A 15,217-nucleotide genomic window follows, 5' to 3' on the forward strand; every position below is an offset into this window, starting at 1 on the left:
TTTGAATTTTTGGAGGGGTTATGCCAGAGGTCAGTATCGTAATGCCCATTCATAATTCTGAGGATTACGTTGGGCGAGCAATTGACTCTGTTTTTGATCAGACCTTTTTAGACTGGGAGTTGCTTGTAGTTGACGATGCTTCATCTGATGCATCTCTATCCCTAGTGAAAGAAAAAATTGGGGAAGATGCCAGGGTAAGAGTGCATGCCTTTGAGGAAAATAAAGGCGCAGCTGTTGCCAGGAATCATGCTATTAGCAAAGCAAAAGGTCGATATATTGCCTTCCTGGATTCAGATGACTTATGGCTTCCTGGAAAGTTGAAAACACAGCTTGATTTCATGAAAAAAAATAATGCTTCATTTGTTTTTTCTTCATATAGGAGAGTGGACGAACTTGGTGACGAGATTGGTGTAGTTAAAGCCCCGGAGAAAGCTGCTTATAATGATATATTGAAATCATGTTCCATTGGGTGTTTGACTGTGGTTTATGATACAAGTGTGCTTGGCAAAGTCGAGATGCCTTTAATACGCAAGCGACAAGATTTGGCTCTTTGGTTGCGCCTTTTGAAGGTTACTCAGTATGCTTATGGAGTTCCGCATGTCTTGGCTGAGTATACTGTGCGAAAAGGTTCTATTTCTTCAGATAAAAAAGTTGCTGCTTGTTATCAGTGGAAGGTTTATCGAGAGATTGAAGGGCTTAATCTGTTTAAAAGCGTATATTTCTTTTTGAATTATGCTGCGCAAGGTGTCTTTCGGAGAATGATGTTCTTCAGAAGGTAGCTTGTTGCTCAATATTGAGATTTCCTCATGATTATCCTAGTTACTGGTGTGGCCGGATTTATAGGCCATGCTGTGGCCAAAAATCTCTCAGCTCAAGGCCTCCAAATCGTCGGCATCGATAACCTTAACGATTATTACGATGTGTCTCTCAAGCAGGCCCGTTTGGACGATCTTGCTGATTGCGACGATATCACCTTTGTCGAACTCGACCTGGCTGATCGAAAGGGCATGGCAGCCCTGTTTGCCGAATACGACTTCGACCGGGTGATACATCTGGCGGCTCAAGCCGGGGTTCGCTACTCGCTTGAGAACCCTCACGCCTATGCCGACTCGAATTTGATTGGGCATCTCAACGTGCTGGAGGGGTGTCGCCATCACGGCGTCGAGCATCTCGTGTATGCGTCGTCCAGCTCTGTCTATGGCATGAACGACAAGGTACCCTTCGCTACCTCGGATAACGTGGATCACCCCGTCAGTCTCTATGCGGCCACCAAGAAGGCCAATGAGCTGATGGCGCATACCTATTCGCACCTTTACGACATCCCCACGACCGGCTTGCGGTTCTTCACCGTCTATGGCCCTTGGGGGCGTCCGGACATGGCGATGTTCAAGTTCACCAAGGCGATTCTGGAAGGGCGGCCGATCGACGTCTTCAACCACGGTGACATGTCACGCGACTTCACCTACATCGACGATATCGTCGAAGGCGTGGTACGTATCCTGGATTTTGTGCCCGGTCGTGATGACGCTGGTACGTCTCATGAGGCGCCAGACACCAGCGGTGCGCCTTATGCCCTTTACAACATCGGGCACGGGAGCCCGGTGAGCCTGATGGACTTCGTGCATGCCGTAGAAGCCGCGACGGGCAAGACGGCCGAATACAATTTCATGCCGATGCAGCCCGGAGACGTGCCGCGTACCTTCGCTGATACTCAGGCTTTGTTCGAGGCTACCAGCTATCGCCCTCAGGTCGGCGTGGAAGAGGGCGCGCGCCGATTTGTCGATTGGTACCGCTCATACTATCAAATCTGATTTCAGCCCTATTTGATCTATATATTTCAAAGTGCTTATGCCATCTTTGGCAATAGAAGGCTGAGTAGAAGAACGGTCAGCAGTAGCGCGCAAGGGAGTCAAAGGAATGAAAATCACCATCTTCGGTACGGGCTACGTTGGCCTGGTCACCGGCACCTGCCTGGCCGATGTGGGTCACGAGGTGATGTGCATGGACGTGGACGAGGGCAAGATCGCCCGGCTGCGCGATGGCGAGATCCCCATTTACGAGCCGGGGCTCGAGTCGATGGTGCGGCATAACGTCGAGGCGGGGCGCCTGCAGTTCACGACCGATGCCAAGGCGGCCGTGGCCTTCGGTACCCTTCAGTTCATCGCCGTGGGCACGCCGCCGGACGAAGACGGCAGTGCCGATCTGACGTATGTGCTGGCGGTGGCCAATACCATCGGCGAACACATGGACGCGTATAAGGTGGTCGTCGACAAATCCACGGTGCCGGTGGGGACTGCCGATCGCGTGCAGGCGGCGGTTGCCAGTGCCCTCGATCAGCGCGGCGTGAAGCTCGACTTCGACGTGTGCTCCAACCCCGAATTCCTCAAGGAAGGCGCCGCCATCGAGGACTTTTCCCACGGCGCCCGCATCGTGGTCGGCACCGAGGCCGAGCGCGTTCGCGAGCTGATGCGCGAGTGTTACGCGCCTTACAATCGCCACCATGAAAAGCTGATGTTCATGGACGTGCGTGCCGCCGAGCTGACCAAGTACGCGGCCAACGCCATGCTGGCGACCAAGATCAGCTTCATGAACGAGATCGCCAATCTGGCCGAGCGCCTGGGTGCCGACGTGGAGCAGGTGCGCCGCGGCATCGGCAGTGATCCGCGCATCGGCTATCACTTCATCTACCCGGGCTGTGGCTACGGCGGCTCATGCTTCCCCAAGGACGTGCAGGCGCTGGCTCGTACCGCCGGTGACGTGGACTACCCGGCCGAGCTGCTCACCGCCGTGGAAGCCGTGAACCGGCGCCAGAAGGACACCCTGTTCGCCAAGCTGAGCCAGGCCTTCGACGGCGACCTGAACGGCAAGACCATCGCCCTGTGGGGCCTGGCGTTCAAGCCCAACACCGATGACATGCGCGATGCGCCCAGCCGTACGCTGATGGAAGCGCTGTGGGCGGCCGGCGCCACCGTGCAGGCGTACGACCCCGAGGCGATGAAGGAATGCCGCCGGATCTATGGCGAGCGCGATGACCTGGTGCTGGTGGCCGATCGTATCCAGGCGGTGAAGGGTGCCGACGCGCTGGTGATCTGCACCGAATGGAAGGAGTTCCGCACTGTCGACTTCGCCTGGCTGAAAGACCAACTGGTCATGCCGGTGGTGATCGACGGCCGTAATCTGTTCGACCCCGAAACCGTGAAGGGCGCAGGGCTGATGTACTACGCCGTGGGGCGAGGAGATTCGCTCGTGTCGCTGACGACCTGATCTTCTCCGACTCATGGCGACGGCGCCCGGCTCAGTGCTCTGAGCCGGGCGCCGTTGTTTGTGGCTGGCCACTTGGGCTGTTGGGGTTGCCTGGGAGACGCCGTTCTCGTGAGAGGTCTTGCCGTCGTTACCCCGGGCGGCGTGGGAGTGGCATCCAGGTGGATGTTAGTGAGATGTCATCATGTCGGAAGCCACATCGACGCCCTTGGCCGCGGCCATGAACGGTGCCGCCCCAGGCATGTCAGACGAGCTTTGGCATCATGTGATTATGGGGCCGATTCCCCATTGATGAGGAAAGAGGATGATGGTGGCATCACTGTCGCACTGGCAGCGACTCAACTCCTGGCTACTGGCGGCCTTCGCCGCTCTGTTGGTCGTCGTGAGCCTGGGATATGCCCTGGTGCCGCTGACGGTCGCCGTGTTGGCGGTGGTTGGGGTGGTATTAAGCCCCGGCGTGTTCAAGCGGTTCGGCGTTGTCGATCGAGAAGATGGCCTGTGGTGCCTGGCCCTGCTGGCGTTTGCCGGGCTCTGGCTATGGGATGTCTGGCGCACCGGCACCTGGCCGGTCGGGGAGGGTAACCAGGGGATTCTCTTGCCGCTGTGGCCGGTGCTGGCGGCGGCGCTTCTTATCTGGCTGCGCGGGCATCGTCCGCTTCCATGGCACTGGTGGATCGGCGTGTGTCTGGGGGCCTGGACGGTCGGCGGCATCGCCCTTTACGAGCGGCTGGCCTTGGACGTGTCCCGGGCCGACAACGGCATGAATGCCATTCCCTTCGGGAATCTGTCTCTGTTGCTGGGTGGACTGTCGCTGCTGGCGGCGCTGTGGTGGGCACGGGCCTCTGGCCTGTCTGCCCGTTGGCGCAGGTTTGGCGTGGCGCTGGCCGTGGGCGCCGCTATGTCGGGCATCCTGGCCTCTCTGCTGTCCGGCACGCGTGGCGGATGGCTGTCGGCGCCGCTGCTGCTGTGGCTGTGCTATCGCACGGGGCGCGAGGTGCTGGGGGCGGCGCTTCAGCGTTGGTGGCAGGGCGGCATGTTGGCGGTTTCGCTGCTGCTGGCGAGCGTGGTGGTTCTGCCGCAGTCAGGCGTCATCGACCGCGTTACGCTGGCGGTGGATAACGTCCAGCAGTACTGGCAGCAGGATCAGCGCGGTAGCTCCGTGGGGCTGCGCCTGGAAATGTGGCGCAGCGGCTGGGCGCTGTTTCAGGAACGCCCGGTGACCGGCTGGGGCGAAGGCCAGCTGGAAGCCGCTCGAGACGCGATGGTAGCGGCGGGTGAGCTGCACCCCGGCGTGAGCGCCTATGATCAGCTGCATAGTGACATCATCGATACCACGGCTCGCCGTGGCCTGCTGGGCTTGGCCAGTCTGTTGCTGCTGTATGGCGTGCCGATCTTTCTGTTCTCGCGGCGGTTGGCCCATGGCAATGCCGGCATTCAGATACTGGCCGCCGCGGGGCTGATGGTGTCACTGGCCTTCATCGATTTCGGGCTGACCCAGTCGATGCTGCGCGATGTGCGCGGCCTGAGCGGATTCCTGGGGCTGAGCCTCGCGTGCTGGGTGCTGCTACGGGGAGAAGAGGCTCGATGTGGGGCCATCTCCCAGCCGGTTAATCGATGAGCACCTAATGTCGCCGGCGCCAGGCCCTGGCGGAAGGTGAGTTCACCGGACGGGTCTGTCATTTGCTGATGGTGGTGCAGCCTGTGCAGCTTTCTCCTGACAGCGCCATGCCGGTAGATCCCGGCTCCACTGGCATGGCGTAGATGGGCCATCAACAGGCACTGTCGTGCTCAGGCTGTTGCGGGTTGGATATCGGCTTGCGCCTTCACCTGTTCGACGATGTGCGCGCCGATGGGGATCGCCGAGGTGGCTGCCGGCGACGGGGCATTGCCGACGTTGACGGTGCGGCGGGTGTTGACGAACAGGAAGTCGTCCACCAGCGTCCCGTCGCGAGACACTGCCTGAGCGCGCACGCCGGCCGGGTAGGCCGTGAGGTCGTCGAGGGTCAAACTCGGACAATATTTGCGCACCAACTCCAGGTAGCCACGCTTGTGCAGCGAGTTCTTCATTTCTGCGAGCCCGAGGCGCAAGTTCCGAGCCAGGACCTTGCGGATGCCAGGGTGGGTCAGCATCTGCGTGAGATCACGCGGGGACACGTCGCGCCGGCGATAGCCCTCACGCTTGAAGGCCAGCACGGCATTGGGGCCGACGGTGACAGAGCCATCGATCATCCGCGTCAGGTGCACCCCCAGGAAGGGCATGGAGGGATCCGGAATCGGGTAGATCAAGTGGTTGACGATGTCGTTGTGCTGCTCCGTCAGCCGATAGTACTCGCCGCGGAAGGGGCAGATGCTGAACCCCGGGTCTTGGCCCAGCATGCGGATCACCCGGTCGGCCATCAGTCCTGAGCAGGTGACCAGATAGCGCCCGGTGATGTCACCGTCGTGGGTGGTCACGACCACTTCCTGAGACCGTTCCTGCAGGCCGGTGACCTCTGTCTCGTAGCGGATCTCACCCCCTGTGCGTTCGAACTCGGCCGCCATGGCGCGGGTCACGGCGGCATAGTCGACGATGCCGCTGGAGGGCACGAAGATGCCGCCGAGCCCGGTAATGTTCGGCTCACGCTCGGCGAGCGCTTCGGGCTCCAGCCACTCTCGCTCCAGGCCGTTGGCCTCGGTGCGCTCCCACAGCGCTTTCATGCGCTGCATTTCCCTCTCGTTGGTGGCCACCAGCAGCTTGCCGCAGCTGTCGTAGGGGATGTCGTGGGTCTCGCAGAAGGCCTTGGTGGCGCGGTTACCCGCCAGGCAGAAGCGTGCCTTGAGACTGCCCGGGGTGTAGTAGACCCCGGCGTGGATCACGCCGCTGTTGTGCCCGGTCTGATGGCGGGCCGCCTCTGGCTCCTTTTCGACCAGCAGCATCCTGCGATCCGGGTATGCCCGCTGGAGCTGCATGGCAGTGGACATGCCCAGGATGCCGCCGCCGATGATGATGAAATCGTACATGCCGTCCTCGTTGTTCGTTGTCCTGCGGCACGGCGCCGTCTTGGCCTGCTGGGCCTGAAGCCATGCCGTGTCACTGGCCGGCGAGATGGCCCCACCACGCGCCTCGAAGGGAAGTGTGGCGAGGTTCAGGGTTCACCACGTGGGGCTGATCTCGCCGGCTGACCTGGTCGTTCAGGCAGGGCGGGCGGTGTATCCCGCTTGCTCGCGTCCCTGGCGTGCGCTCCACACGAAGATGGCGAGGAAGATACCCAAACCGACCAGGTCGATGGTGAGCATGCCGTGTGGCCACAGCATCAGGGCGCCGATCGGGAACATCAGCAATCGCAGCCACCAGGTCAGTTCGTGTTCGAGATACCCCTCAAGACCCGCGATGATGGCGTAGATGCCGAACAACGCCATGACGAACACGATGGTCATCTCCAGCGGCGTGCCGGTGATCAACGGCGACCAGACAAAGAGCAGCGGGACGATGTAGAGCCCTTTGGCAATCTTCCACGCGGTCAGGCCGGTACGCATCTGCGGTGAGCCGGCGATCGCCGCGGCGGCGAAGGCGGTCAGGCACACCGGGGGAGTGACGTTGGAGTCCTGTGACAGCCAGAAGATCACCATGTGTGCGGCGACCAGCGACATGGTCAGGAAGTGGGGCGACAGTGCTTGCTCATAGAGCTGGCTCTTGAAGGTATCGGGTACGGCGTCGAGCAGGGACTGGGCCTCGGCCATGCTCATTGGTGCCGCGAGGGCTTGCAGTTGATCCGGCGCCGCGAGCATGAATATCGCTTTGGCCTGTTCCGGCAGATGGCCGGCGACGAGCAGGTCGAGCAGCTGACCGTGGGCCATGAGGTTGTACAGGGCGGGCGCCGACAACGTTGCCAGCACGATGTAGGACGCGGTGACCGGAAGGCCCATGCCCAGGATCAGCGAGGCGATGGCGATCAGCACGATGGTGATCAGCAGGCTGCCGCCCGCCCAGTCAGTGATCATCAGCGAGAAGGTATTGCCGATGCCGGTGGTCGAGACCACGTTGATGATCAGCCCCACGGTGATCAGCAGGATCGCGGTGGTGATCATGTTGCGGGTGCCCTGCACCAGTGCCGCGACGATGAGCTGCGGCGTCATCGGTTGCTTGGACAGCCAGGAGGCGACGATCACGGACGCAATCGCGATGCCCGCCGCATAGGTCGGGGTGAAGCCATAGACGAGTGCCGTGACCAGCACGATCAGCGGCAGCAGATAGTGCCAGCCGCCCTTGAGCACCTCACCGATGCGCGGTGCATCGGGATCGTCGAGATGTTGGGCGTTGCTGCGCTTGGCTTCGATACGCACGAACATGGCGACCGACAGAAAGTAGAGCAGGGCGGGCAGGGCCGCGACACCGATGATGGTCAGATAGGACACCTGGGTATAGGAGGCCATGATGAAGGCGCCTGCTCCCATGACCGGTGGCATCAATTGGCCCCCCGTCGACGCCGAGGCCTCGACGCCCGCGGCGAAGCGGGCCGGAAAACCGGCCTTGCGCATCAGCGGGATGGTAATCACGCCGGTGGAGACGGTGTTGGCGACGGCCGACCCCGACACGGAGCCCATCAAGCCCGAAGAGAACACGGCCACAAAGCCGGGGCCGCCGATGAACCGTCCTGCGGCGCAACGGGCGAGTTCGATGATGAAGTCGCCGGCGCCTGACTTGACCAGAAAGGCTCCGAAGAGGATGAACATGAACACGTAGGACCAGGAGATCCGGGCAATGGAGCCCAGCATGCCCTCGCCGCCGATGTAGCTGCGGAACAGCACCGTTTCCCACGACAAGCCGGGGAAGTTGAACACCCCAGGTACGTACTGGCCCCACCAGGCCACATAGGTCAGCGCGATCACGCACAGCACGGGAATGAACCAGCCGGTGGTGCGTCTCGCGAACTCGAGGATCAGCCCCACGGCCATGATCGAGACGATCCAGTCTGAGGCGATGAAGGTCACGCCACGCTCGTAGAGGGCGTTCTCGAAGACCATCAGGTAGACCGCACAGCCGATGGTGGCCACCGCCAGCAGAATATCGATGGCGAACACGGCCCGCCGTGCCCCGGCCTGGCGGGGACGCGCTAATGGCACGGCAAGGGCACACAGCGCGCCGAACAGGCCGAAATGCAATGCGCTCGTCCATAGAGTGGATAGCGTCGAGAAGGTGTTGAAGTAGAGGTGCACACAGGCAATGACGATGGCAAAGGCGGTGAGAAAGGGCCCCAGCCAGGGATGTGAGAGGCGCTCATCGGCCTCCTGTGCATCCTCATCACGTATGGAATCGAGGGTCGAGTTGCTCACAGCGATCTCCTGAAGGCGGCGTGCGGTAGCGACAGCGTCGCGATCGAGCGCAGCACCGTCCGTTGGAAAGGGGGCAGAGCGCCCGGCCAGGCAGCCGGACGCCCGCTGCGGGAGTCGGATTACTCCGCGATCAGCCGTTCGGGAATCTCGATCCCCTGTTCCTCAAAGAAACGCGCTGCACCCGGATGCAGTGGCATGGGCAGGCCGACGATCGCTTTCTCCAGCGCCATCGCCTTGGTGGCCGGGTGAATGTTGTTGAGGAACGGCAGGTTCTCGTACATCGCCTTGGTGATGGCGTAGACGTCATCGTCAGGCACGTCGGCGCGTACCGCCAAGATATTGGGCTGGGCGATGGTATGAATCACCTCGTCCTGATTCGGGTAGGTACCGGCCGGGATATCGTAGGCAGACCAAAGCTCGAACTGGCTGTTGACCTTCGCCAGCTGTGCCTCAGTGAAGTCCAGCGTGGTGATATCGCCATCGGCGTTGGCGTAGGCGCGAGTCACCGCCGAGGCCGGGACACCGGCGGGAATGTTCATGCCATCGATGGTGCCGTTCTGCAGGGCGTCGGCGCTCGGTCCATAGCCCAGGTAGGCGATATCCATCTCGTCCGGCGTAATGCCCAGCTGGCCGAGGATGTAGCGGCCGGACCCTTCGGTGCCGGAGTTGCGTGCCCCGATCGAGAACGATGCGTCGTAGAGGTTCGTCATGTCGTCGATCGTGCCGGAGTCGACCCTGTCGTTATTGACCACGAAGTGCTCGACGTTCTGCCACAGCATCGACACGCTGCGCAGATCTTTATACGCCTTGGGAACGGGGCCTTCGCCCTCCCAGGCATATGCGCCATACAGCCCCTGAAGGATGCCAAACTGGGCCTGATCCTCGTCCATCAGCTTGAGGTTCTCACTGGAACCGGCGGAGCTGATCGCCGAGAGGGCAATGCCGCTCTCAGGTTCGAGCTTGACCTTGACCAGAGTCGAGAGCGCGACGCCGACGGGATAGTAGGTACCGCCAGTGGTGGCGGTGCCCATGATGTACTGGTGGGATTCCTGGGCCAGGGCAGAGGACGCGGAGATACCCAGTGCGGCGGCAGAAGCCAGGCTGATGGCGGATTTGAGGAACTGACGTTTATGCATGCCATGTCTCCCTTGAGGACAGTGAGCGTTTGTTATGTTGACAGCCGCTCAAGGGCAAAGCACTTGCCAGAAAGGTAGAAGCCTTTTTGTATCAGTTGATTATGGTGGTTATGGGTGAGCCAGTCATGCGCCATCGGCCATTTTTGGCCGACGCGGAACCTGGCCATCGGCCATTTTTTGCCGATGCCATAGAAGCGCGGCGTCGCTTCCTGATGCCGAGTCTGACGAGTCGGTTGGGGCAGGGCGGTTAGATAGGGTCGTCGGCCGTCTTGCCGGTGTCGTCTTGTCCGCAGAACGCCTCGCGACGTAGGCCGTGGCGTTGCATTTTCTGATTGAGCGTCCGTCGCGGCAGGTCGAGCTCGTCGAGGACGGCCTGGATGTTGCCACGGTGACGAGACAGCGCCGCGCGCAGCAAGGAGGCCTCAAAGGCCGCGATCTGATCGGCGAGCGATCCTTCCGTTGCGTCCCCGGACGCCACCTCGAGGAAAGGGATGTCCAGATTGAGCGTGAAGCGCGTCGCCGCGTTGCGCAATTCGCGCAGGTTGCCCGGCCAGTGATAGCGCCCCAGTGCCGCCAGTAGTTTCCCATCGGCCTCGCGTTGAGGGCGCTGATGTACCTCGGCCGCTTGACGGCTGAAGTGCAGGAACAGCGTGGCAAGGTCTTCGCGACGCTCACGCAGGGGAGGAATGCTCAGCTCGGCGATGGCCAGCCGGTAATAAAGGTCCTCGCGAAATTCACCGCGCGCCGCCTGCTGCAGCAGGTCGGTCTTTGTCGCCGCCACCACGCGCAGATCTACCTGGATGACGTGATTGCTGCCCAGCCTTGTGACTTCTCCTTCCTGCAGCGCCCTCAGCAATTTCACCTGAGTGGCGAGGGGCATCGACTCGATCTCGTCGAGAAACAGGGTGCCGCCGCTGGCGTGTTCGAGCTTGCCGACGCGGCTCTCCACTGCGCCGGTGAAGGCGCCCTTCTCGTGGCCGAACAACTCTGACTCGACGAGTTCCGGGGGGATGGCGCCGCAGTTGAGGACCACGAATGGCGTGGCGTTGCCAGTACCGAATTCGTGTAAACAACGCGCCACGACTTCCTTGCCGCTGCCGGTTTCGCCATGGACCAGCACATGGGCGCGTGTCGAGGCGAGATTGGCGATCTGGTCGCGCAAGCGCTGCATGCCCGGCGCCTCACCGATCAGTCGCGCGGCCAGGCCGCCCTGACGCAGCGCCTGGCGTAAACGGCGGTTTTCCTGCCCCAGACGGCGGCGCTCCAGCGCCCGCTGAACCTGCTCCTCGAGACGCTCGGGGTCGTAAGGCTTCTCGATAAAGTCCCAGGCTCCCTGGCGCATGGCTTGTACCGCCATTGGCACATCGCCGTGGCCCGTCATCAGCAACACCGGCAGGTCATCATCCGTGTCCTGTACGGCCTGCAGGAGTTGCAGGCCGTCGAGGCCGGGCATCTTGACGTCGGAGATCAGCACGCCGCAGGGGGAGCCCGCTCGGAGTTCGTCAAGCGCCGCCTGGCCGCCCGTGAAGGTGCGAACCGGTAAATCGCAAAGTTCGAACCACTGGGTCAGCGATTCCCGTACGCCAGGATCGTCATCGACTAGCCAGACGGGCAGTTCACTCATGTCGGGGTGTCCTCGTGGTCAGGTTGCCGTGATGATTCGTCCTCTACCCGCGATAACTCGACATGGAAGACGGCACCGCCGAGGCTGTCGGGGCGGTTTTCGGCGCGGATGCGACCGTTGAGATCCTGAACGATCCCATAGGCGATGAACAGCCCCAGACCGAGACCGTCGCCCACCTCCTTCGTGGTGTAGAACGGGTCGAAGATATGCTCGAGGGTGGCCTCGTCGATGCCGGGCCCATTGTCCGCCACGATCAGATCGACCCGCTGGGAGCCCAGCTCCACGCGAATGTCCAGCTGCGGAGAGGGCACCTCGTGAAGGGCATCCAGGGCATTGCGTAGCAGATTGGTGAGCAGCTGCTCGATGCGAACGCTATCGCCGGCGACCCATGCCGTGGACGCCTCGGGCAGCGCTAGATGGAGCTCGACCCCCTGACGCTGTAGACGGTCCTCGAGCAGATCGAGCACGAAATGCAGCCGCGCCCCCAGATCGACCGGTTCGACCGCTCCGCCCTTGCGAGCAAAGATTTTGAGCTGCCGGATCAGCGTCGCCAAGCGATCGGACAGGTCGTGGATATGGTGGAAGTTGGTGATGGCCGTGTCCTCACGGCCGCGTTGCAGCAGGCGAACCCCGCTTGCCGCATAGGTCCGGATGCCGGCCAAGGGTTGGTTCAATTCGTGGGCGATACCTGCCGCCATGGTGCCCAGCGCCGCGAGCTTGCCGGCCTGGACGAGTTCCGCTTGGGCCGCCTCGAGCTCCTGGGTACGCGCCTGTACCCTTGCCTCCAGGCGCTCGTTGGCCTCGCGAATGATGCGCGCTTCACGATCACGCAGACGCTGTCGCTTCTGGCGTTCGCGCAGCCAGAGACCCAGCAAGAGCAGGGCTAACGTGGCGCCGGAAGCGGCCAGCAGAGCGTTGCGTGCGACGGTATAGAGTGGCCGGACGGGGACCAGATAGTGCATGGTCCAGCCGAGGGTCGCCTGGGACAGGGTCATGTCAAAGTAGCGATCCCCCACATCTGCACGGCCAGCGCTGCCGATATGCAGCGAGCCGTCGGGCAGGCGCTCGCCGAGCCGACGCAGCGGTGCCCCGAGGAACTGGCGCTGTTCGTTGATCTCCTTCATGGCGTTGTCACCGATGTCGTCCAGGCGACGATACCGCCACTCGGGACGGCTCGAGAGGATCACCACGCCGTTGGCATCGGAGAGCAGCACTTGCTCGCCGGCCTGCCGCCAGTTGTCCTGCAGCGCTTCGAGGGAGACCTTGACGACCAATACCCCGATGGGGCGTTCCGAGTTGCCGCCCTTGACGGCGGCAGAGACAAAGTAGCCGGCACGCCCCGTGGTGCTGCCGATGGCAAAGAATGCGCCCTGGCCCGTGGCCATGGCGTCCTGGAAGTAGGGCCGGAAGGCATAATGGTGGCCGAGAAAGCTGTCTTCGTCGGCGTGATTGCTGGCGGCGATGGTGACACCCTTGTCATCCATCAGAAAGATGGCCTGGGCCCCCGAGCGTTCTGCCACCTGGGCCAGGTAGCGATTGACCTGAGCGGTGAAAACGCCCACGTCATCGACCGCCGCCGCCTGGACCAGAGAATGGCGAGCCAGCAGGCCCGGGAGGTAGCTGAAGCGTTCCAGTGCCCCGTTGAGGCTGCCGGTGTAGAGCGCGAGGCGCGAATCGGCGTGTTGACGTGCCTCATGCGTGACACGCTCCAGCTGCCATTGCCACACCCACCACAACACCAAGGCGAGGGTGGCGGCGGCGATGACGATCATCAGGCGTCCGAGACGGCGACGAAGCACTTGGGTCACTGGGCCGGCTCCCCTTCGCATGCAGGGTGGCAGCACAGCAGATGGCAGCACACCCATGGGCTGAGCGTATCGGTCTCGAGTACCTGGTCGACGCATGAAAACGGCGCATGGCGTCGGTAACACGGGGGGAGGGGCATGACAGTTCACCTTCGGCTAGATCGCTGGCGGTGGATCGTAACGAAGCCATCGCCACAGCGTTTGATAGCCTGCCTCGTCCCGGCAACGCTGCCAAGGGGAAGATGCCGTGTCGGTATGGACACGTGTGCGATTTGGGTTGGTCGAGATGTTGGTGCGTGACCCTGCCAATAGCCAGCCGCATTAGATGGTGTATGACGGATTGGGAGGAATGGGGTATCTATTTTTTGACGTAGGTGCAGTGATAGCACGCTAAATACCCGGCGGATGCAACTTCTGAGTGCAACACCGTCAATGGATTGATGACGACGCTTCGTGGTGTGGCGCCATCAGTTCGTTGATCCTCTCAAGGAAGCCGGCTCAAGCCCCTCTGAATAAGCCAGGGCCCTGCGTATTCCGCAGGGCCCTGGCCTTGACGTGGTGATGAGGCCGTTTGCCACGATGCGCTCAGGCAGAATCGTCTCAGTTGTAAGTGACTTACGAGGTTTGCATGCTGCCCGCGTGAGCCTCTCCTCGATCACTGTCGGCCTTGGGATCCGTTCTCCAGATAGCGATATTGGCATAGCCATAGAAGAGCGCGATCGCCAGCACCAGCATGTGGTACCACAAGAAGGGAAGGTAGGTCAGGGTCGAGACGCCCAGTGTGGTGGCCATGAAGACACCGCCATCTGTCCAGGGGACCATTGGCGTCGTGATCGTGCCGCCAGCCTCGGCGTTACGCGATAGCACGCGCCGATCCACACCTTGGTCATCATAGTTTTTCTCGGTGATGGTGCTGGCAGTGATCAGTGAGACATAGGCGGCGCCACCGAAGAAGTTGCCAAAGAAGCCGCCCAGCATGGTCGAGAGCGTCAGGCGACCAGAGTTGTTCGCCCAGCGCAGGAAGCCGTTACTGATGGACTGGAGAATGCCGACTCTCTCCATGAGGCCACCAAGGCCGAGAGCGAACAGGATGAGGGCCACCACCCCTAGCATGGACTCGATGCCACCCCGGTTGAGCAGGGTGTTGAGGAACTCGACGTCAGACTGCATGGCGTTACCCACATAGGCAATCCGAATCGCTTCAATGGGAGCCACATCCTGAGCCCACCAGGCACAGATGCTGCCCAGCACGGCACCGAAGGTGATGACCGGAATGGCGGGATAGCGCTTTGTCAGCAGCAGGATCACGATGACCGCGGGTAGCAGCAGCCAGGGGCTGATGGTGAAGTGAGTCTCTAACGCCTGCATGGCCATGGACGCGCGGGAGGTATCGACGTCGCCGCTGATGTAGAAGAAGCCGACGATCAGGAAGAGCACGGACGCAATGGCAATAGCGGGCACGCTAACCCACATCATGGAGCGAATATGGTCCACCAGTTTGACCTTGCACAGCGACGCTGTCATGACCGTGGTGTCGGAAAGCGGTGACATCTTGTCGCCTACATAGGCTCCTGAGATGACGGCGCCAGCGACCAGCGGCAGCGGAATACCGAAGCTGTGCCCGATCCCCATCATAGCTACACCGGCGGTGCCCGCGGTCCCGAAAGAAGTCCCGGTTGCCAGTGAGGTCAGGGCGCAGATGATAAAGGCGGCAAACAGGAAAATCTGCGGGTTCATCACCGACAGACCGTAGTAGATGATGCTGGGCACGATCCCCCCGGCGATCCAGGTGCCGATCAGGGCGCCGACCGTCGTCAGGACCAGCACGGCCTCCATGCCGTTATGGATGCCATCGATGAGGCCCTGTTGCATGGTCTCGTAGTTGATCTTGAGCCTGATGCCTAAGGCCATGACCAAAAACCAGGAAGCGAAGAGCGCTAGCTGGATGGGGAGCTGAAGCACGTTAATGCTGAGAAACATGATGGCGATAAAGCCGATCATGATGGCAAGGACCTCAGTCATGCTGGGTAGCCTTGCCGGCGTCATGGAAGTGGACATGATGGTTCCTCTGAAATTGT

10 protein-coding genes are annotated in these 15,217 nt (G+C 61.5%); 4 read left to right on the top strand and 6 right to left on the bottom strand.

All coding sequences use genetic code 11. The annotated features are described in order from the left end of the window. Window positions 1-20 precede the first annotated feature (20 nt). The 4 genes from MYL53_RS03095 (at window position 21) to MYL53_RS03110 (ending at window position 4,879) form a co-directional block, all read left to right on the top strand. Entirely contained in the window at window positions 21-779 is a 759-nt protein-coding gene (locus MYL53_RS03095; protein ID WP_247851958.1) for a glycosyltransferase family 2 protein, read from the top strand. Between the two features lie 27 nt (window positions 780-806). Next, on the top strand, window positions 807-1,811 hold the full coding sequence (locus MYL53_RS03100; RefSeq protein ID WP_247851959.1) for an NAD-dependent epimerase: 1,005 nt from the start codon (window positions 807-809) through the stop codon (window positions 1,809-1,811). 106 nt (window positions 1,812-1,917) lie between these two features. Next, entirely contained in the window at window positions 1,918-3,264 is a 1,347-nt protein-coding gene (locus MYL53_RS03105) for a UDP-glucose dehydrogenase family protein (RefSeq protein WP_247851960.1), read from the top strand. Window positions 3,265-3,568: 304 nt separating this feature from the next. Then, window positions 3,569-4,879, top strand: a complete 1,311-nt coding sequence (locus MYL53_RS03110; protein ID WP_247851961.1) for an O-antigen ligase family protein — start codon at window positions 3,569-3,571, stop codon at window positions 4,877-4,879. A gap of 170 nt (window positions 4,880-5,049) precedes the next feature. On the opposite strand, the gene lhgO is transcribed toward MYL53_RS03110, so the two are convergent. The 6 genes from lhgO to nhaC all read right to left on the bottom strand — a co-directional run bounded on the left by lhgO (window position 5,050) and on the right by nhaC (window position 15,197). Next, entirely contained in the window at window positions 5,050-6,261 is a 1,212-nt protein-coding gene (lhgO, locus tag MYL53_RS03115; protein ID WP_247851962.1) for an L-2-hydroxyglutarate oxidase, read from the bottom strand. A gap of 171 nt (window positions 6,262-6,432) precedes the next feature. Then, a complete protein-coding gene (locus tag MYL53_RS03120; protein WP_247851963.1) occupies window positions 6,433-8,574 on the bottom strand; it encodes a TRAP transporter permease in 2,142 nt (713 codons plus the stop codon). Window positions 8,575-8,693: 119 nt separating this feature from the next. After that, window positions 8,694-9,710, bottom strand: coding sequence for a TAXI family TRAP transporter solute-binding subunit (locus MYL53_RS03125; RefSeq protein WP_247851964.1), 1,017 nt, complete (start codon window positions 9,708-9,710; stop codon window positions 8,694-8,696). Between the two features lie 247 nt (window positions 9,711-9,957). Beyond that, the gene (locus tag MYL53_RS03130) at window positions 9,958-11,334 is read right to left on the bottom strand and encodes a sigma-54-dependent transcriptional regulator (RefSeq protein ID WP_247851965.1); all 1,377 of its coding nucleotides are present in this window, start codon (window positions 11,332-11,334) and stop codon (window positions 9,958-9,960) included. Beyond that, complete coding sequence (locus MYL53_RS03135) at window positions 11,331-13,106, bottom strand: sensor histidine kinase (RefSeq protein WP_247851966.1); 1,776 nt, start codon at window positions 13,104-13,106, stop codon at window positions 11,331-11,333. The genes MYL53_RS03130 and MYL53_RS03135 overlap by 4 nt, the downstream gene beginning before the upstream one ends. Window positions 13,107-13,754: 648 nt before the next feature. Continuing rightward, the gene (gene nhaC / locus MYL53_RS03140; protein ID WP_247851967.1) at window positions 13,755-15,197 is read right to left on the bottom strand and encodes a Na+/H+ antiporter NhaC; all 1,443 of its coding nucleotides are present in this window, start codon (window positions 15,195-15,197) and stop codon (window positions 13,755-13,757) included. Window positions 15,198-15,217: the final 20 nt, after the last annotated feature.

It is taken from the genome of Halomonas getboli, assembly GCF_023094245.1.
Taxonomy (GTDB): domain Bacteria; phylum Pseudomonadota; class Gammaproteobacteria; order Pseudomonadales; family Halomonadaceae; genus Halomonas; species Halomonas getboli.